We start from the raw sequence: 18,632 nt of genomic DNA, 5'->3' as shown, positions 1-18,632 counted from the left end.
CTTGAAGCGGGCTGCTTTTAACGCCATCGCCTGCCGCCAATCAATCGTTGCCGCACCTCGCCATGCGTGGCAAGCGTTGCGATCCTCGCCAGGAGACAGACATGAGCAGGCATTGGGTCGACATCACCGCCGTCGGCTTCTTCATTATCGAATGGCTGGTCTACGCCCTGACGCTGGAGCATTCGGCCTATGGCCGCGACAGCCTGTCGGCGCGCATGAATCGCTACCGTGAGGTCTGGGTGCGCCGGCTGCTCGACCGCGACGCACGCATGGTGGACATGCAGATCATGGCCTCGCTGCAGAACGGCACCGCCTTCTTCGCCTCCACCAGCCTCATCGCGCTCGGCGGCGCGCTGGCGCTGCTGCACGCGACCAATGACGCGATCACCATCTTGAGCAAGCTGCCGATCGATCTCAGCACCTCGCCGGCCATGTGGGAGCTGAAATGCGTCGGCCTTGTGTTGATCTGCGTCTACGCCTTCTTCAAATTCGCCTGGTCCTATCGCCTGTTCAACTATGTCGCGATCCTGTTCGGCGGGATGCCGGCGGCCTCGCAGCGTGACACGCCCGAAGCCGAAGCCCATGTCATCCGCACCACCCGTCTGTTCGAATCCGCCGGCCGTCATTTTAACCGCGGCCAGCGCGCCTTCTTCTTCGCACTCGGCTATCTCGGCTGGTTCGTCAGCCCCTGGGTGCTGTTCGTGACTACGGCAGCCGTGGTGATCGTGACTTGGCGGCGGCAATTCGCGTCGAGTGCGTGGGAGGCGATGGCGCCGGAGGTGGTGGTGGATGACGAGGGGATGCGGAAGCGCAGTCGTTGACCCCGGCTGCTCTCTACGTCGTCATTGCGAGCGCAGCGAAGCAATCCAGACTGCCGCTGCGGAGGGATTCTGGATTGCTTCGCTGCGCTCGCAATGACGGAGTATGGGGCGGCAGCGCCGCTGTTCCAACTTGCATTTTGAATCGCAGACATGCCTTCCCGTTCCCGCGGCGCATTTCGCCCGAGCTTTGCTTGGTCGCTCCGCCCTCTTGTCCAAAAGGGCGCAGGGAAGGCCGGGTGCCGGCTGGCACCCGCGGTCCGCTGCGCGAAAGCACACGCAGGAAAACCGCACAGCAGCATACAGGTGTAGCCAATCACTCGGCCTTCCCTGCGCAGTGGCTTTACGGCTTATGCCGTGCTCTCCCGGGAGCCGAGTTCGTTCTGGCCTCCCTCGCTTTCGCGAAAGTCACGGACACCGCGCCGGTTGACGCGAATGCCGCCTCCGCAAGAGCTTGACCGTAGCAACGACGGCCAGGACCACACGGTTTTGCCGTACGCACGGCCCGCCATTTCGCCGCAGTTTTTCCAGCCCTGTCGACGGAGCCGGAAACTTACTGGCGAGACGAACCTGACAGCGCCGTCCGTCCGCGCGACGCCTTGGGCTCACGGAGAGCAATCCGCCCTGCCCTTAGCCTCGCGCCCGACGCTGCCGCGTCCACCGCAAGCCCGGCTCGCATATCGTGACGACGTACGATCGCCCCTCTTGGGTGAGCCGGGATGGGCGACACATACGCCGTTTCCGAATTTCGGTAAAGCGGAATATATTTGCGTGAGCGGATTGACAGGGGCGACACAGGAACGCCCGGCGCTCGCGACAGACTCACCCCGTCGGGGTGCCCTGCTTCCACTGGCCGCCGGCGATCTTGGCGGCCGCGATCACGGCTTGCGTCCGGCTTTCGACGCCGAGCTTCTGCAGGATCGCCGAGACGTGCGCTTTGATGGTCGCCTCGGACACGCCGAGCTCATAGGCGATCTGCTTGTTGAGCAACCCCTCCGACAGCATCATCAGGACCCGCACCTGCTGCGGCGTCAGCGTCACCAGACGGTCGCGCAGCTTCGTCATGTCCGGGTCGGCGGCGGCCGACATGTCGGTGTCGGCGGGAACCCAGACGTCGCCCTCCATCACCTTGAGGATCGCATCGCGCAGGGTCTCGACCCCGAAGCGCTTCGGAATGAAGCCGGAAGCGCCGAAATCCAGCGAGCGGCGGATCGTGGCGCTGTCGTCGGAGGCCGAGACGATCACCACCGGGATCGCCGGATATTGCGCGCGCAGATAGATCAGGCCGGAAAAGCCGGAGATCCCGGGCATCGAGAGGTCGAGCAGGATCAGATCGACGTCGGAGGCCTGTTCCAGAAGCTTGGTCAGGTCCTCGAACGATCCGGCCTCGTCGATCCTGGCCGAGCTCAGGACGCCCGCCACGGCATGGCGCAGCGCGTCGCGGAACAACGGATGGTCATCGGCAATGACGAGATGGGTCGAGGGAGCGTTCATCGATCTCTTGCTGGCAATCGCACCGGGCCAGTAAGCCGGGGCGCGGCCCTGGTCAATTCTTTCCCGACCAGCCGTGGCATGCAAGTGCACATTATCCCTTTGCTGGAACGGGGTTAATCCGCAGGCAGGCACTATGTTGCCGGATGGAACGCCCGCGGTGTCAGGCGAGCGTCAGTGCGAAAGGCCGAAAGTCGTATTGGGGCGGGTTTCACGCCAATGTTACCTTGAGGGCAAGGCCTGGGTTGTTCCGGCATCACCGGACATCCAGGGCACGAGGAAACGATTTTTCGGGGAGCGACTCAACATGTCGACAATGGCTGTGTCTCAAGCAGGCGCGGGAGGGATGACGAAGGACGAACGGTTCGTCATTCTCGCCTCCTCGCTCGGTACCGTCTTCGAGTGGTACGACTTCTATCTCTACGGTTCGCTGGCCGGCATCATCGGCGCGCAATTCTTCTCGGCCTATCCCCCGGCAACCCGCGACATCTTCGCGCTGCTGGCCTTCGCGGCGGGCTTCCTGGTGCGTCCGTTCGGCGCGATCGTGTTCGGCCGCGTCGGCGACATCGTCGGCCGCAAATACACCTTCCTCGTCACCATCCTGATCATGGGTCTGTCGACCTTCATCGTCGGCCTGTTGCCGAATGCGGCGACCATCGGCATCGCGGCCCCGATCATCCTGATCGCGCTGCGTCTCGCCCAGGGCCTGGCGCTCGGCGGCGAATATGGCGGTGCGGCGACCTACGTCGCGGAGCATGCTCCGAACGGCAAGCGCGGCTACTACACCTCCTTCATCCAGACCACGGCGACGCTCGGCCTGTTCCTGTCGCTGCTGGTGATCCTGTTCACGCGCTCCGCGCTCGGCGAGCCCGACTTCGCGGCCTGGGGCTGGCGCATTCCGTTCCTGGTGTCGGTGCTGCTGCTCGGCGTCTCGGTCTGGATCCGGCTTCGCCTCAACGAATCCCCGATCTTCCAAAAGATGAAGGACGAGGGAAAGAGCTCGAAGGCCCCGCTGACCGAAGCCTTCGGCAACTGGCAGAACGGCAAGCTCGTACTGCTGGCGCTGCTGGGCGGCGTGATGGGCCAGGGCGTGGTCTGGTACACCGGCCAGTTCTACGCGCTGTTCTTCCTGCAATCGATCCTCAAGGTCGACGGCTACACCGCCAACCTGCTGATCGCCTGGTCGCTCCTGCTCGGCACCGGCTTCTTCATCGTGTTCGGCATGCTCTCCGACAGGATCGGCCGCAAGCCGATCATCCTCGGCGGCTGTCTGATCGCGGCGCTGACCTTCTTCCCGATCTTCAAGATGATCACGACCAACGCCAACCCGGCGCTGGAAAAGGCGATCGAGTCGGTCAAGGTCGACGTGGTGGCGGATCCCGCAGGTTGCGGCGACCTGTTCAACCCGGTCGGCACCCGCGTCTTCACCTCGCCTTGCGACACCGCACGTGCCTACCTGGCGCAGTCGTCGGTCAAGTACTCGACCACGCCAGGTGCGGCGGGCTCCGGCGTGAAGGTGATGGTGAGCGGCAAGGAAGTCGCCTACGCCAACGCCAAGGACGGCAATCCGGCGATCCTCGCCGCCGTGCAGGCAGCCGGCTATCCGAAGCCCGGCGACGCGAGCATCGTGAAGATGGCGCATCCGTTCGACATCTTCCGTCCGCAGGTGGCCGCGGTCATCGGACTGCTGTTCGTCCTGGTGCTCTTTGTCACCATGGTGTACGGCCCGATCGCCGCGATGCTGGTCGAACTGTTCCCGACCCGCATCCGCTACACCTCGATGTCGCTGCCCTACCACATCGGCAACGGCTGGTTCGGCGGCTTGCTGCCGGCGACCGCCTTCGCCATCGTGGCTTCCACGGGCGATATCTATGCGGGCCTCTGGTATCCGGTCATCTTCGCATCGATTACCGTCGTGATCGGCTTGTTCTTCCTGCCGGAAACCAAGGACGTCGACATCAAGGCGACCTGATCGACGGCAGATCCAGATCAACACCAACCGGCCGCGGCCCCCCCGCGGCCGGTTTTGTTTTGGTTCCAGATCCTTTGTTTTGACGCGTTTTCTTTATTTCTTTATGCGAACCGGTATCCGCTTCGCTCGAAAACGCTCTATTGATTGCCGCCGATGAATTGCAGCACGATTTCGCGCCGGTGCGGGCGCTTGCGGTGTTCGATCAGGTAGATCGCCTGCCAGGTGCCGAGCGTGAGCTTGCCGTCCAGGACTGGGACCTGCAGCGACGTCTGCGTCAGCATGGTCTTGACGTGCGCCGGCATGTCGTCGGGGCCCTCGGTATCATGCGTCCAGCCGGCGTTCTCCGGCGCGAGCCGGGACAGCGCCGTGGTGAGATCCACGAGCACGGACGGGTCGGCGTTCTCCTGGATCGTCAGGGACGCCGAGGTATGACGGACGAACAATGTCAACGCGCCGTCTCGCGCGCCGGCCTCGGCGACGAACTTCGCAGCCTCGCCGGTGAGATCGGTGAAGCCGCGGCCCGGCGTCTGCACGGTGAGCAACGACGAAGCGATGGTGGTGGCCTGCACCGACGATGGCGCCGCACGCGTCACGGATTTGGCTGATGTCATAAGAGGCCTCGATCTATGGAACGCTGTCTCGCCACGCGCTAGATCTTCCCCGCCACGTCCTTCTGCACGCGGTTGGCCATGTCGATCAGCCGGCGCCAGGCCTTTTCCAGGAACGACATCACGCGATCGACGTCCTGGTCGGTCGGCAGCGGGATCTCGATCGTGCGGTCACGCTCGGCGACCTTCGGCTCCGCCTTCTTCATCGGATCGGATTTGGGCAGCGCCTCGTCGATCTTGCCTGATACGGTCGGCCCCGCCGCGAGCTGCCCCTTCAGCTTCTCGACCTCGGCCTGAAGCCTGCCGATCTCGGAATCGAGCGCGGAGCGCTCGTCGGGCACCGCGTAGCAGGCCCAGCCCGCGCCGTTCCTGGTGCAGGTCGACACCGTGCCGGTACGGGTGTCGAGCCGCAGTACGCCCTCGGGGATGGGCGTCATGCTGTAGCGCCCGTTTTCGCTGTCGGGCGCGGTTTGCGCGGCACCGAGGCCGCCGCTGATGGTCATCGCCGCGGCGAACGCCGCCGCCGCAAGCCATGAGGCTGTGGATGGATTCGCTGGTCTCATCGCGCTCTCCGCCACGACGTGCAGGTGGCACTCTCGCAGATTCTACACCCCGGCGAGACGATCCGCCGCCCAAAACGCGCCCCTGACATCAACGATCGCGGCGCCCCCTTTGATCCCGGCAGCCGGGCGAAATGGCGAGCGCATCCGTGGATCAGGCGGAGACCTGCTGCGGTGCGGCGTCACGCTGTGTGCAGCGCTGCCGCGCGCGCCGATATTGTCAAATAGATCAGATACATAACAGGAATGGACACAATCGTGACTTGGCTTGACTTGATTATGGGCCATCAGTATGGTCCGCGCGGCTTTTGAGGGTGGCGGGCGTAATTTCCATTCAGCCGCGGCGTTTCGGGTCTTCGTTGCATGACACAGGGCACGGGACACGGCGAGAATGGAGATCGCGATAGATCGCCCGAGGAAGCTGCGCTTTCCGAACGGCTCGGAAATCTTGATCAGCGGTTGTCCGAATTTCGCGGCCGCCACATCAAGACCGAGCAACCCGCAGGTGACGGTGAGGACAGAGCGGCCAGAGCCTCGGCGATGGCGCTTGGTTTCCGGTTATCCTCCGAGTTGGTCGCCGGGGTCGTTGTCGGAGCGGGGATTGGCTGGGGTTTCGACCGCTTGCTGTCGACGTCGCCTTTCGGATTTATCGTGTTCCTGCTGCTGGGCTTCGTGGCCGGCGTGGTGAATGTGGTGAGAACGGCAGGTGCGGGTCAAAACAGGCGCGGTGGGTCTTAAGCGGTCCGCACCAGGAGAGGAATGATCGTGCCGGCTTCGCCGGTACGGGCCGGCCCGACCGGCAGACCGAGACCCGCCGGCGTCGCCCGGCAGACCAAGAGATGCCGCGCTGATGAAAATCGATCCGATCCACCAGTTCAACATCGAGCCTCTCTTCACCCTGGGCCATATCGGCAACCACACGATCGCCTTCACCAATTCGTCGCTCTACATGCTGGTGGCTGTTGCGATCATCTCGATCCTGATGCTCGCCAGCGGCACGCAGCTGGTTCCCGGGCGCCTCCAGTCGGTCGCCGAGATCTCCTACGAATTCGTGGCCTCGACCATCCGCTCGACCGCGGGCGCGGAAGGCATGAAGTTCTTCCCGCTGATCTTCTCGCTGTTCATGTTCATCTGCGTCTCGAACCTGGTCGGCATCATCCCCTATACCTTCACGATCTCGAGCCATCTGATCGTCACCGCGGCCCTCGCGCTGCTGGTCTTCTTCACGGTCCTGATCTACGGCGTTGCCAAGAACGGCCTGAAATTCTTCTCGATCTTCGTGCCCCACGGCGTCCCCGGCTACATCCTGCCGCTGGTGATGTTCATCGAGGTCCTGTCGTTCTTCCTGCGGCCGGTCTCCCACAGCGTCCGTCTGTTCGCCAACATGCTGGCCGGCCACATCGCGCTGAAGGTGTTCGCGGGCTTCGTTGCCATGCTCGGCTTCTCGCTCGGCGCCCTCGGCTGGGTCGGCGGCGTGCTGCCGCTGGCGCTCACGGTCGCGCTGTACGCCCTCGAAATTCTGGTCGCGTTCCTGCAAGCCTACGTGTTTGCGATCCTGACCTGCATCTACCTCAACGACGCCATTCATCCGGGACACTGAGCGGTCCGGGGAATTTCCACCCAAAACCCAATCTTTCTTCCAAGGAGTCTAAAATGGATCCGGCAGCAGCAAAACTTATCGGCGCGGGCATCGCATGCATCGGCATGGGCGGCGCGGGCGTCGGCGTCGGCGTGATCTTCGGCAACTACCTTGCCGCAGCCGTTCGCAACCCCTCGGCCGCTCAGGGCCAGTTCGGCAATCTGATCTTCGGCTTCGCCGTGACTGAAGCGCTCGGCATTTTCTCGCTGCTGATCGCGCTGCTGCTGCTGTTCGTTCCGCTCTGAGAACGAATTTTCGCGCCGCTTCAACCGAAGCGGCGCGTTTGACAGCAACAGGAGTAATCCATGGCTGAGAGTCATGGCGGGGCGAAAAGTCCGGCGGCGGGCGCCCACACCGGGGCCGAAGGCGGTCACGGTGGCGGTTTTCCGCCGTTCGAGAGCGGCACCTATGCTTCACAGCTGGTGTCACTCGCGATCTTCTTCGTCGCGCTTTACGTGATCGTGTCCAAGCTCGCTTTGCCGCGCGTCGGCGGTGCGATTGAGGCGCGTCAGGACAAGATCGAGGGCGACCTCGCCGAAGCGCAGAAGCTGAAGGACCAGTCCGAAGCGGCGCTGAAGGCCTATGAAAGCGAGCTTGCTTCGGCACGCTCGCGCGCGCAGGCCATCGGCAACGAATCCCGCGACAAGGCGAATGCGCAGGCGGACGCCGAGCGCAAGGCGCTGGAAGAGCAGCTGGCAGCCAAGCTCGCAGAGGCGGAGAAGACCATCGCCTCGACCCGTACGACCGCCATGAGCAACGTCCGCGGCATCGCGGCCGAGGCGGCAGGCACCATCGTGCAGCAGCTTACCGGCGTGGTTCCGGACGCGGCGTTGGTCAATGCCGCCGTTGATGCGTCCTTGAAGGGTTAATCGATATGTTCTTCGATCCTGAAACCTGGGTCGCCATCGCCTTCGTGATCCTGATGGTCGTGTTCGGCTATCTCGGGGTCTTCAAGAAAGCGATGGCTGCGCTCGACCATCGCGCCGATCGCATCAAGGCGGAGCTCGACGACGCGACGCGCCTCAAGCAGGAAGCCGCCAAGGTGCTCGCCGATTACAAGGCGCGCACCGCCTCGGCCGAACGCGAGGCCGCCGACATCATCGCCAACGCGAGGAGCGAAGCCGAGCGCATCGCAATTGAGGCCAAGGCCAAGGTGGAAGACTTCGTCGCCCGCCGCACCAAGACTGCGGAGGGCAAGATCGCGCTCGCCGAGGCCCAGGCGGTGGCCGATGTTCGCGCCGCAGCCGCGGAAGCCGCCGTCCAGGCCGCCTCCACGATCCTGTCGCAGTCGGTCAAGGGCCGCATCGCCGACGATCTGCTCGCCAAGGGCATCACCGAGGTTCGGCAGAAGCTGAACTGAGGGGTTTCGCCTTCACCAATCAAAAGCCGGCGCAATGAGCGCCGGCTTTTTTGTTTCCATGGATGTCATCGCCCGCGAAGCGGACAATGCCAGCTGGATTTGCGGCTATCTACTTCTTCTTCGCCCGGGCCTTCGGCTCGGGCGAGAGCGCCTGCGGGTCGAAGCCGACATAGAAGATGTAGGTATCGGCGTCCTTGGCCGAAGGCATCGGATAGACCAGATCCTCGGCGACGAAGGTGAAGGGCACGCTGCCGCCCTCCGACATTCCGACCGTGGTCCGGTAGGCCTTGGAAGCGATCACCTTCTCGCCGACGCCGCCCTGCACCACGGCGACGCGCAAGGGCACCTCGACGGTCGCAGGCGCACCGGCGGGACCGGCGATAACGCGGCCCTGAACGCCGATCCGGGCCGTGATATCGGCACCGTTCCGGAAGCATTCGCGTGCCATCTTGGTGATCGTGGCCTGGAAGCGGATCTCATTGCCGACGGCTGGCTTGCCGGTGGCGCCAACCGCGTAGGTCGAGGCCCCCGCGCGCACGGTAACCTGCGGGCAATCGACGTCGTCATCCGCCGGCTGACCGGGCACCGGTGCCGGCTTAGGCTGGGCCGGCTCGTCGGACTTGCCACCGAACAGCCCCTTGAAACGATCGGTCAGCGACTGCGCCGCGACCGGCGAGACGGAGGCGAGCGCAACCGACAACGCCAGCGCGACCGCTGCCCCCCGCCGCAACGCATTCCGCGATGACCGAAGCCCCTGCACCATCAACGCCCATACTCCATGACCATACCTCGCGCCGTTATATCGTCAAAACCGGCGAACCCAAGGCGCGAAACAAAGGGACTTTGGCCACATCGATGAACGGGCTCAGCCGCGGAAATCCTCGTGCAGCAGGCCGAACAGCAGATGGTCCTGCCAGATCCCGTTGATGCAGAGATAGCGGCGCGCCAGCCCCTCGCGGGAGAAACCGCACTTCTCCAGCACCCGGATCGACGGCGCATTGGTCGGGATGCAGGCGGCTTCGACCCGGTGCAGATTGAGCTCGCCGAACAGTGTCGGCAGCAGCACCCGCAGCGCGGCGGTCATGTAGCCGCGCTGGGCGTGGGGCTTCCCGACCCAATAGCCGATAGTGCCGGCCTGGACGATGCCGCGCCGGACATTGGCGAGCGTGATGCCACCGACCATGGCGCCGTCGAGCTCGCGGAAGATCAGAAAGGGATAAGAACGGTCCGCGGCGATGTCCTCGGAATAGCGGCGCAGGCGACGGCGGAAGCCGGAGCGGGTGAGATCGTCCGACGGCCAGATCGGCTCCCAGGGCGTCAGGTAATCGCGGCTGGACTCGCGCAAATGTGCCCACTGCAAGAAGTCCGACATCTGCGGCGCGCGTAGCAACAGGCCGTTGCCGCGCGGCGCGAGAGCGGCGGGTCCACTGGATGGCAGGCGAAAGAGGGCCATGTGATGCTTCCCGGGGCAGATCAGCCCGTGCGCGGCTCCTAATGCAGCCGCGCCTTGGCGCGTGCCCGGGTCAATCCTTCCGCAAAAGACACCGCCGTGTCCAGACCCCTGCCACTGCCTAATGCGACAACCGCAGGGCGGCTCCGCGAAAGCAGCGCACGCGCCGCATCACGGGTCGATTCGACGCTGACGGCGTCGATCCGGGCCACCAGCTCCTCGGCCGTCTGGGGCCGGCCATAGGCCAGCACATGCCGGGCGAGCTGCTCGGCGCGGGACGAGCAGCTCTCCAGCGCCATCAGCAGGCCCGCCTTCATCTGCGCCTTGGCCCGCGCGATCTCGACCTCGGTCAGGGTCTCGACCGAATCATTCATGATGTCGACCACGACCTCCATCATCTCCGGCGCATCGGCCGGATCGGTGCCCGTGTAGAGCCCGAAGAAGCCGGTGTCGGTATAGGGTGCGTGGAACGTGTAGATTGAGTAACAGAGGCCGCGCTTCTCGCGCACCTCCTGGAACAGCCGCGACGACATCCCGCCGCCGAGGATGTTGGTGAAGACCTGCAGCGAGAACAGCGACAAATCGGTCTGCGGCACGCCCTCCAGCGCCAGCGTCAGATGCGCCTGCTCGAGTTCGCGATGCACCACCTTGGTGCCGCCCTTGCCGAACTGTGCGGGTTGCGGCTTGGGGCCCGGCGTCGCCTCGAAACTGGCAAAGCGCTGCTCGACCTCGGCGACCACCTGCTTGTGATCGACCGCGCCGGCCGCCGCGACCACCATGTCGGGGCCACGGTAATGCGTCGACAGATAGTCGCGCAGCGAGTCGCGGCTGAAGGCACGCAACGTCTTCGCAGTGCCGAGTAGCGACCGGCCCATCGGCTGATCGGGATAGCAGAGTTCGTTGAGATGCTCGAACACGACGTCGTCGGGCGTGTCCTGCGCCGCGCCGATCTCCTGCACGATGACATTCTTCTCGCGCTCGAGCTCGTCGGGCTCGAAGGCGGGATTGGCCAGGATGTCGGCGAGCACGTCGAGCGCGAGCGGCACGTCGGCCTTCAGCACCCGCGCATAATAGGACGTGGTCTCGGTCGAGGTGCCGGCATTGAGGTCGCCGCCGACCGCCTCGATCTCCTCGACGATCTCGCGCGAGGTGCGCTTGGTCGTGCCCTTGAACGCCATATGTTCCAGGAGATGCGAGATGCCGTGCTCGTTGGGCTTCTCGTCGCGCCCGCCGACGCCGGCCCAGACGCCGAGCGCCGCAGTCTCGAGATGGGGCATTTTGTCGGTGACGACGGTCAGGCCGGACGCAAGCTTGGAAATCTCGACGCTCATCCGGCAACTCCCTGTTTTGCGGCACGGCTGACCGACAGCACGAACCGCTCGACCTCGGCCTGGTCGTTCTTCATCACCTTCATGTGTTCGGATTTGGTCATCAGACCATCGAGCCAGGCCGGCAGTTGCGGCCGCTGGCCGCAGGCAGCTTCGACCGCATCGGGGAATTTGGCCGGGTGGGCGGTGGATAGCACGATGCTGGGCACCGTCGTGTCGGTGGTGTCGCGGTCGGCGACCGCAAGCGCGACCGCGGTGTGGGGATCGACCAGCTCGCCCGCCTCGCGCCAGGCGGCGCGGATCGCGGCCGCGGTCTCGGTTTCGTCGGCGCGGCCTGCGTCGAATTCCTCGCGGATCGCGGCCAGCGTCGCATCGGGCAGCACGAAGCGCCCCGACTGCTTCAGCGAATCCATCAGACGGCGCACGCCGGCGGCATCACGCCGGCCAGCCTCGAACAGCAGCCGCTCGAAGTTCGAGGAGATCTGGATGTCCATCGACGGCGACGCCGTCGCGTGGACCTCGCGCACCTCGTAGATCCCGGTCTTGAGCGTGCGCGCCAGGATGTCGTTGACGTTGGCGGCGATGCTCAGGGTCCGCACCGGAAGACCCATGCGCTTGGCGACATAGCCGGCAAAGATGTCGCCGAAATTACCCGTCGGCACGACGAAGTCCACCGCGCGCGCCGGTGCGCCAACGGCAACGGCAGAGGTGAAATAGTAGACCACTTGGGCGACGATGCGCGCCCAATTGATGGAATTGACGCCGGACAGCGACGTCGCATCCCGGAAGCGATGGTTGTTGAACATCGCCTTCACGAGGGCCTGGCAATCGTCGAAATTGCCCTCGACGGCGAGCGCATGGACGTTGGCCGCGCCCGTGGTCGTCATCATCCGCCGCTGCACCTCGGAGATACGGCCGTGCGGAAACAGCACGATGAGATCGACATTTTCGAGCCCTGCGAACGCGTCAACCGCAGCACCGCCGGTGTCGCCGGAGGTCGCGACCACGATGGTGGTGCGCTGGCCACGCTTGGCGAGCACATGATCCATCAGCCGCGAGATCAGCTGCATCGCCACGTCCTTGAAGGCGAGCGTCGGACCGTGGAACAGCTCCAGCACGAACTGGTGCGGCGCCATCTGGCGCAGCGGCACCACCGCGGGATGGCGGAAGGTGGCGTAGGCCTCGTTCGCCATGCGGCCGAGCTCGGCGTCCGAGATCTCGCCGACGGCGAAGGGGCGGATCACCTCGACCGCGACCTCCCAATAGGGACGACCGAAGAAGCCGGCGATGGCGTTCGTCGAGAGTTGCGGCCAGGCGGCCGGCACATACAGGCCGCCGTCGCGGGCGAGCCCGGTCAGCATCACGTCGCAGAAGCCGAGTTCGGGGGCCTCGCCCCGGGTCGAGATATAACGAGTCAAACTGCCCTCCAAAGGCCGGCCGAGCTTGAGCTCGATCCGCAAGCCTTTGATTTTACGAAACTACTTGTTAACAGCCAGAGGCTTTGGGCCACCATAAAGTGTTTTGCGGCATCGGGAAACCGCTTCGCGCCCCTGCCGATCCAGCGAAAAGGGCTGCCAACGAAAAAGGGCTGCGGCAATGCCGCAGCCCTTTCTCTTGGAAGGTCTGTCGTTGATGTGTGCAGACCAGTTTGCCTCTTTGGGGTGGCTGACCCCGCTAAAACTGTTTGCGCAAGCTTTCGTCGCCTGTCACGAAATCGTCAAGGGCCAAAACGGTGCGGGCGAGAAAATGTTCCTATTTTTCCCGACGCGTTTCGGCTCCGACAGACATTTTTGAGGCCAGCCTCGCCGCGCATTGCCATTAATTCCCGAATGACCGGACAGTTCAGGGAACGAACGCCGACTGGACCCATTGTGTCGGCGGATGGTGTCGGCGCTATCCATGCATTGCCCGGCTGAGCGCCGAGACCGGTCCGCCCCGCCGAACCGGCAGCATCCTGGAGCAGCCGGTTCGGCGCCCGGGACGTCAGTTCATCCCGATTTCCACCGCGATCCGGATGAGGTCGGAATGGTTCTTGGCGCCAAGCTTCTGCTTGAGCAGGGACGTGGTGTTGGCGACGGTCTTGTAGGAGATACCGAGTGCCTCGGCGACCTCGACGATCTTGTCGCCTCGCCCCAGCAGGCGGAGAATCTCGAGCTCCCGCGGCGTCATCTGCGAGGCCGGATTGGCCTTGATCGCCGCGCCTGAGAACGTCACGGCTTCTGCGAGCTGCGGTGAGATGAAATTGTCGCCCGCAACTACCTTGCGCACCGCCTTGAGCAGGATCCGGGGATCGTCGCCCTTGGAGACGTAACCCTGCGCCCCAAGCTCGACCGCCCGCACCACGAAGGCCGGATCGTCGTTCATGCTGAACATGATGATCTTGGCGTCGGGATCGTCCTTGCGAATGCGTCTCATCAGTTCAAAGCCGGAGACGTCGGGCAGGCTGATGTCGATCACCGTGACGTCGGGCCGCTTGCTGACATAGGCGCGATGCCCGGATTTGGCGTCGGTCGCCTCGTCGATCCGGATCGAATGGTCGGAGGCGAACAGGGTGCGGCAACCGGACAGCACCACGGGATGGTCGTCGACAATCAGGACGCGGGTCGCCGGCTTGGCAGTATCTTGCATTGTAACTCTCTAGTTTTTCGACTCATAAACCGACGGGAACAAATGGAAAGAGCAAATCCGCCCGATGCGCGTTAGAATTGACCTAATGTGGAAACGCCTCTCGTTCAGAACCCAACTGTTTCTGCCGCTCGGCATGAGCTTCCTCGCCGCGCTGATCATGAGCGGCGTGCTGCTCCAAACCTTCGCGACCGACCAACTGGCCGACGAGAACGAGCCGGGGCGGCGTTCGATCCGGACGGTTGCCGCCGCGCTCAATAACACCCTGCGCACCTCGAGCGATCCGCGGCAAACGCTCGACGCCTTTGTCCATTCTCTGGACACCTCCGATATCCAATTCCGTGCCGCGGAGACGGGTCCCGCGTCCTCAGCGAGGGACGGCCTGCGCAAGCCGCATGGCGTGCCGCAATGGTTTGTCGACCTGCTCACCATCCCGGACATGGACACGGCAGCTCCGGTGACGATCGACGGCCAGCGTGTCGGCGATCTCGTCTTCCTGCCCGACCTGTCGGCCGACCTATTCGAGAAGTGGATCGGCTTTCTGGCGCTGACCAGCCTCGTTGCCGTGCTGATGGTGCTCACCGGCACCATTGCCTATGTTTTCGCGGGATCGGCCCTGCGCCCGCTGCAAGATCTCGGCGAAGGGCTCACACGGATACGACGCGGCGACTACGCAACGCCGATCCCGGTCGGAGGACCGCCGGAAATCCGGCAAAGCTGCGAGGAGGCCAATGCGCTGGCCGAAACGCTGGCGCAATTGAGCCAGGACAATCGCGACCTGCTGCATCGCCTGGTGTCACTCCAGGATGACGAGCGGCGCGATCTCGCGCGCGAACTGCATGACGAACTCGGCCCGCTGCTGTTCAGTATCCGCGCCGGCACGATCGCATTGGTCGAGGCCTCGCCTTCGGCGGGAAATCCCGGCAGTTCGGCACAGGAGGTGTTGCAATCGGTCGAGGCGCTGCAGCAGACCAACCGCCGCATCCTCGACAGGTTGCGACCGCTCTACATCGAGGAATTGGGTCTGGAGACCAGTTTGCAGACGCTGCTCCGTAAGTTTCGCAAGCAGGCACCGTATATCGGCCTGACGGACACGATTGATCCGGATCTCAACGGGATCGACGGGCCGCTGGCACAGACCGTTTATCGCGTGATTCAGGAGGCGCTGACCAACGTGCTGCGCCACGCCAGCGCCAGCAATGCGCATGTGCGGGCGACAGTCGTCGCAGACGCCCTCGTTATCGAGATTTCCGACGACGGCGGCGGCTTTCCCGAGGGCAATTTGTTCGGCCGTGGCTTGACCGGCATGCACGAGCGCGTGCGCGCGCTCAGCGGATCGCTGTCACTGCTGCGTGTGGACGACCGGACCTATGTGCGCTGCCGCCTTCCGGTCGATCCGGCACGTGAGGCGCCGGTCAACGATTAGCACGCACACCCAAGGTGTGCGTTCTGTCGCGCCGGCTCGCACAGCGTGGTGCGGATCTTGCCGTCCGGGCTGAAACAAAACGAGGCGCGGATGCGCAGCGCACCGGCGACGGAATATTCGAGATCGACGCCGTCGGGCGCTGGATGGATTTCCTCCAGCCCGAAACCTGCCGACGAGAAAGCGCTGAGGCGGGGCTGCCAATAGGCTTCGAGCTCGCTCCGGCCGCGATAACGCTGCGTACCGTTACACGTGCATTCGACCTGGGCGTCGTCCGCATAGAGATCGAGTAGCGTCGCGAGGTCGCCCTTCCTGCAGGCATCCACCCAGTCGACGACAATTCCCATCTGGTCGAAATCGCTCACGCCGCAATCCTGTCTGCCCGCGGAAAATCATTGGCGGCTTAGGACCACACTCGTGAATATGCGCTGAATGGTAAACCCCGGGCGATACCGGGTTCCCTCGAGGGATTTACGGAGCCGAGCCCCGCCGCCGCCCTCTTGCCCACACAGCGAAAGCGATGAGCACGGCGCCTGCAAGCGTGAACCAGGTGATGGCGTATTGCAGGTGATCGTCCTTGAGATGCACGTCGAGCGGCCCCGGCCGCGGAATGCCGTTCTCAGGCACCGGCTGCTCAAGGTCGACATAGAATGGCGCAACCGCGCCCCAGCTCAGGGTGCTCGCGATCGCCACATGATCGCGCACGAACCACAGCCGCTTGTCGCGGTTCTCCGCCGGGGTCAGCCAGCCCCGTGCCTCGGGGAAACGCAGATAGCCGGTGAACGCGAGCACCTGCCCCGTGACGAGCTTCTTAACCGCGCGATCCTCGACGCTGCGATCCTGCATGGTGTTTTCGACGAAGCCCGCATCGATCACGACCGTCTCGCCGCTCGGCAGCCGTGCCGGCAGGAACGCCCAGGTGCCGGGGCCTGAAGCGTCCTTGCGCACGGCGGACCCGGGAGAATAGACCATCGCATCGGGCAACGGGGCATAGGTCGCGGTAAAGCTGACGCGGCGGAATTCATCGCGTGCGGGACTGAGCGCGGCCCATCGTTCCGGCGGCGGCAGCGCGACCGGTGCCTCCGCAAGACGCTCGGTGAGCGCGGCGATCAGCTCGTGCTTGGCGAGACGACGCTGCAATTGCCAGAGGCCGAGCGCGACGCAGACCGCCGTCAGGAAAAGCGTGAACAGCGCGAAGCCGACCACGCGAGGCTTGCGCGCGGTCTCGTTCATTTCGCGCGGTCGACCAGCCGGCCCGGCGCCGCCTTGTGGTGGAATTGCAGCGCGATCAGCAGCGACTTCATGGCACGCAACGGCAGCAGCGTGGTCGCGAGGATCAGCGGCAGCCACAGCACCGCGTGCAGCCAGTACGGCGGCTGGTATTTGACCTCGACGATGAGCGCGCACGCAACAACGATCGCGCCGGCCAGCATGATGATGAAGATCGCCGGACCGTCACCGGCATCGATGAAGGCGTAGTCGAGGCCGCAATGGTCGCAGGACGGCGCGAGCGTCAGGAAGCCCGCGTAGAGCTTGCCTTGGCCACAGCGCGGGCATTTGCAGGCAAACCCTCGCAGCGCGCTCTGCAGGACGGTCGTCTCGGGTTCGGATGGGCCGGCGGTGTCGTTCATGACGGCGGACTCTAGCACGGTTTCCGCCAAACCTCGGCGGCGCAAAAGCGAAAGGGCGGCCCTGCGGCCGCCCTTTTTGATCGATCCAGCGCTGCTCAGTGCGCGCCGTGGGCCATGGTCTCGGCGCCGTGTCCCCACACATAGATGCAGAGGAACAGGAACAGCCAGACCACGTCGACGAAGTGCCAGTACCAGGCGGCGAACTCGAAGCCGAGATGCTGGGTCGGCGTGAAGTGGCCGGCATAGGCGCGGAACAGGCAGACCAGCAGGAAGATGGTGCCGACCAGCACATGAAAACCATGGAAGCCGGTCGCCATGAAGAAGGTCGCGCCGTAGACGTTACCGCCGAAGGAGAATGCGGCGTGACTGTACTCATAGGCCTGCACGCAGGTGAAGAGCGCGCCGAGCACGACAGTGAGGATCAGGCCGTACTTCAGACCCTGGCGATCGTTCTCGAGCAGCGCATGGTGGGCCCAGGTCACCGTGGTGCCGGAGGTGAGCAGGATCAGCGTGTTCAGGAGCGGCAGATGCCAGGGATCGAAGGTCTCGATGCCGTGCGGCGGCCAGGTGCCCGGCACGGAGCAAGCGCCAGCCGCGGTACCGAGACCGCAGCCGAACACCGCATCGCGGGTGGCATGGACGGCGTCGGCTGGGAATAGCGCTGCGTTGAAATAGGCCCAGAACCAGGCGACGAAGAACATCACCTCGGAGGCGATGAACAGGATCATGCCGTAGCGGTGATGCAGCTGCACGACGCGGGTGTGGTCGCCCTTGTACTGGGCTTCCCTGATCACGTCGCCCCACCAGCTCGCCATGGTGTAGAGCACGCCGACGGTGCCGACGCCGAAGATGATCGGCGCAGCCGACAACATGTGGTGCATCCAGGTGATCGCACCGACCGCCATGATGAAGGCCGAGATGGAGCCGACGACCGGCCACGGAGAGGGATCGACCAGGTGGTAGTCGTGATGCTTGGTGTGCGCCGTTGCCATTTGCGGTCTCGCTCCTCAATCCCGTGCCTGTCCGGCACTTATCCCCTCGTTTCCAACCCTCCGGGCGTGAGCCCGGCGATCAGAGATTTCCCTTGCGCTTGTCGTTCTCACCAGAGGCGAGCGGCTTCACCACCGGATCGCGCACGGGATAGAACGTGTAGGACAGCGTGATGGTGTTCAGCCCGTCGTTCTCGTGGTCGTCGGCGATCGACGGATCGACGTAGAACACGACCGGCATCTCGCGCTTCTCGCCGGGCGCCATGGTCTGCTCGGTGAAGCAGAAGCAGTTGATCTTCTGGAAATAGGATCCGACCGTCAGCGGCGCGACATTGTAGGCGGCCTGGCCTGCGGTGGTCCGCGCGGCCTGGTTGGTCACCGTGTAGAAGACCGTCACGACCTGGCCGATATTGACCTCGATCTCGCTCTGCTCGGGCTCGAACTTCCAGGGCAGGCCGGGCGCGACGTTGGAATCGAAGCGCACCGCGATTTTTCGTGCGATCGGGCCGCTCGCCGGCGCCGAGGTCGCGACCTGGGTCGTGCCGTTGAAGCCGGTGGCACGGCAGAACCAGTTGTAGAACGGCACCGCCGCGTAGGAGGCGCCGACCATCAGCGCGACCACGCCGCCGCAGATCGAGGCGACCACCACGTCGCGGCCAAGCCCCTTGGAAGGCCCACGCGCTTTGGCGGCCCTCCGGCTCTGATCCAGCGATATGATCGGCTTCTGATCCATGTTTC

At 64.5% G+C, this 18,632-nt stretch carries 22 protein-coding genes; 9 read left to right on the top strand and 13 right to left on the bottom strand.

The annotated features are described in order from the left end of the window. The first annotated feature begins 101 nt into the window (after positions 1–101). Entirely contained in the window at positions 102–821 is a 720-nt protein-coding gene (locus IVA88_RS18240; protein ID WP_247498618.1) for a DUF599 domain-containing protein, read from the top strand. 819 nt (positions 822–1,640) lie between these two features. Here IVA88_RS18240 and IVA88_RS18235 read toward each other — a convergent pair. Further along, positions 1,641–2,312 carry a response regulator transcription factor gene (locus tag IVA88_RS18235; protein WP_247498617.1) on the bottom strand — a complete coding sequence of 224 codons (672 nt, stop codon included), beginning with the start codon at positions 2,310–2,312 and terminating at the stop codon, positions 1,641–1,643. 343 nt (positions 2,313–2,655) lie between these two features. Between IVA88_RS18235 and IVA88_RS18230 the strand changes: the two genes are divergently transcribed. Then, positions 2,656–4,281: an MFS transporter gene (locus IVA88_RS18230; protein ID WP_247498616.1), complete on the top strand. Its 1,626-nt coding sequence runs from the start codon at positions 2,656–2,658 to the stop codon at positions 4,279–4,281. Positions 4,282–4,418: 137 nt separating this feature from the next. Here IVA88_RS18230 and IVA88_RS18225 read toward each other — a convergent pair whose 3' ends face one another. Both IVA88_RS18225 and IVA88_RS18220 read right to left on the bottom strand, forming a co-directional pair. After that, a complete protein-coding gene (locus IVA88_RS18225; RefSeq protein ID WP_247498615.1) occupies positions 4,419–4,892 on the bottom strand; it encodes a secondary thiamine-phosphate synthase enzyme YjbQ in 474 nt (157 codons plus the stop codon). A 38-nt stretch (positions 4,893–4,930) separates the two neighbouring features. After that, the gene (locus IVA88_RS18220) at positions 4,931–5,452 is read right to left on the bottom strand and encodes a hypothetical protein (RefSeq protein WP_247498614.1); all 522 of its coding nucleotides are present in this window, start codon (positions 5,450–5,452) and stop codon (positions 4,931–4,933) included. A 360-nt stretch (positions 5,453–5,812) separates the two neighbouring features. Here IVA88_RS18220 and IVA88_RS18215 point away from each other — a divergent pair, with 360 nt between their 5' ends. The 5 genes from IVA88_RS18215 (at position 5,813) to IVA88_RS18195 (ending at position 8,448) form a co-directional block, all read left to right on the top strand. Beyond that, the gene (locus tag IVA88_RS18215; protein ID WP_211395574.1) at positions 5,813–6,187 is read left to right on the top strand and encodes an AtpZ/AtpI family protein; all 375 of its coding nucleotides are present in this window, start codon (positions 5,813–5,815) and stop codon (positions 6,185–6,187) included. Between the two features lie 112 nt (positions 6,188–6,299). Continuing rightward, on the top strand, positions 6,300–7,049 hold the full coding sequence (locus tag IVA88_RS18210; protein ID WP_247498613.1) for a F0F1 ATP synthase subunit A: 750 nt from the start codon (positions 6,300–6,302) through the stop codon (positions 7,047–7,049). A gap of 53 nt (positions 7,050–7,102) precedes the next feature. Then, positions 7,103–7,333, top strand: a complete 231-nt coding sequence (locus IVA88_RS18205; RefSeq protein ID WP_007599451.1) for a F0F1 ATP synthase subunit C — start codon at positions 7,103–7,105, stop codon at positions 7,331–7,333. 60 nt (positions 7,334–7,393) lie between these two features. Then, positions 7,394–7,957, top strand: a complete 564-nt coding sequence (locus IVA88_RS18200) for a F0F1 ATP synthase subunit B' (RefSeq protein WP_247498612.1) — start codon at positions 7,394–7,396, stop codon at positions 7,955–7,957. Between the two features lie 5 nt (positions 7,958–7,962). Next, positions 7,963–8,448: an ATP F0F1 synthase subunit B gene (locus IVA88_RS18195; protein ID WP_247498611.1), complete on the top strand. Its 486-nt coding sequence runs from the start codon at positions 7,963–7,965 to the stop codon at positions 8,446–8,448. Between the two features lie 109 nt (positions 8,449–8,557). On the opposite strand, the gene IVA88_RS18190 is transcribed toward IVA88_RS18195, so the two are convergent. From IVA88_RS18190 to thrC, 4 genes are all read right to left on the bottom strand, one after another. Then, on the bottom strand, positions 8,558–9,211 hold the full coding sequence (locus tag IVA88_RS18190; RefSeq protein WP_247498610.1) for a hypothetical protein: 654 nt from the start codon (positions 9,209–9,211) through the stop codon (positions 8,558–8,560). Between the two features lie 102 nt (positions 9,212–9,313). Beyond that, on the bottom strand, positions 9,314–9,901 hold the full coding sequence (locus IVA88_RS18185; RefSeq protein ID WP_007605081.1) for a GNAT family protein: 588 nt from the start codon (positions 9,899–9,901) through the stop codon (positions 9,314–9,316). A 38-nt stretch (positions 9,902–9,939) separates the two neighbouring features. After that, the gene (locus IVA88_RS18180) at positions 9,940–11,229 is read right to left on the bottom strand and encodes a pitrilysin family protein (protein ID WP_247498609.1); all 1,290 of its coding nucleotides are present in this window, start codon (positions 11,227–11,229) and stop codon (positions 9,940–9,942) included. Further along, on the bottom strand, positions 11,226–12,644 hold the full coding sequence (gene thrC, locus IVA88_RS18175) for a threonine synthase (RefSeq protein WP_247498608.1): 1,419 nt from the start codon (positions 12,642–12,644) through the stop codon (positions 11,226–11,228). Before thrC ends, IVA88_RS18180 begins: the two co-directional genes overlap by 4 nt. Before the next feature lie 178 nt (positions 12,645–12,822). Here thrC and IVA88_RS18170 point away from each other — a divergent pair, with 178 nt between their 5' ends. Further along, the gene (locus IVA88_RS18170) at positions 12,823–13,020 is read left to right on the top strand and encodes a hypothetical protein (protein WP_247498607.1); all 198 of its coding nucleotides are present in this window, start codon (positions 12,823–12,825) and stop codon (positions 13,018–13,020) included. 189 nt (positions 13,021–13,209) lie between these two features. Here the strand turns inward: IVA88_RS18170 and IVA88_RS18165 are convergent, their stop codons facing one another. Beyond that, positions 13,210–13,854 carry a response regulator transcription factor gene (locus IVA88_RS18165; RefSeq protein ID WP_008541266.1) on the bottom strand — a complete coding sequence of 215 codons (645 nt, stop codon included), beginning with the start codon at positions 13,852–13,854 and terminating at the stop codon, positions 13,210–13,212. A gap of 85 nt (positions 13,855–13,939) precedes the next feature. On the opposite strand from IVA88_RS18165, the gene IVA88_RS18160 reads away from it, so the two are divergent. Continuing rightward, entirely contained in the window at positions 13,940–15,277 is a 1,338-nt protein-coding gene (locus IVA88_RS18160) for a histidine kinase (RefSeq protein WP_247498606.1), read from the top strand. Here the strand turns inward: IVA88_RS18160 and IVA88_RS18155 are convergent. The 5 genes from IVA88_RS18155 to IVA88_RS18135 form a co-directional block, all read right to left on the bottom strand. After that, the gene (locus tag IVA88_RS18155; RefSeq protein ID WP_247498605.1) at positions 15,274–15,639 is read right to left on the bottom strand and encodes a nuclear transport factor 2 family protein; all 366 of its coding nucleotides are present in this window, start codon (positions 15,637–15,639) and stop codon (positions 15,274–15,276) included. The genes IVA88_RS18160 and IVA88_RS18155 overlap by 4 nt on opposite strands. Positions 15,640–15,745: 106 nt before the next feature. Beyond that, positions 15,746–16,507, bottom strand: coding sequence for an SURF1 family protein (locus IVA88_RS18150; RefSeq protein ID WP_247498604.1), 762 nt, complete (start codon positions 16,505–16,507; stop codon positions 15,746–15,748). Further along, complete coding sequence (locus IVA88_RS18145; RefSeq protein WP_247498603.1) at positions 16,504–16,905, bottom strand: DUF983 domain-containing protein; 402 nt, start codon at positions 16,903–16,905, stop codon at positions 16,504–16,506. The genes IVA88_RS18150 and IVA88_RS18145 overlap by 4 nt, the downstream gene beginning before the upstream one ends. Before the next feature lie 95 nt (positions 16,906–17,000). After that, positions 17,001–17,897: a cytochrome c oxidase subunit 3 gene (locus IVA88_RS18140; protein WP_247498602.1), complete on the bottom strand. Its 897-nt coding sequence runs from the start codon at positions 17,895–17,897 to the stop codon at positions 17,001–17,003. A gap of 79 nt (positions 17,898–17,976) precedes the next feature. Next, entirely contained in the window at positions 17,977–18,627 is a 651-nt protein-coding gene (locus IVA88_RS18135) for a cytochrome c oxidase assembly protein (RefSeq protein ID WP_247498601.1), read from the bottom strand. Between the last annotated feature and the right edge of the window lie 5 nt (positions 18,628–18,632).

The sequence above is a fragment of the Bradyrhizobium sp. 149 genome (assembly GCF_023073915.1).
Taxonomy (GTDB): Bacteria; Pseudomonadota; Alphaproteobacteria; order Rhizobiales; family Xanthobacteraceae; genus Bradyrhizobium.
This window is presented reverse-complemented; position numbering and strand designations above follow the sequence as displayed.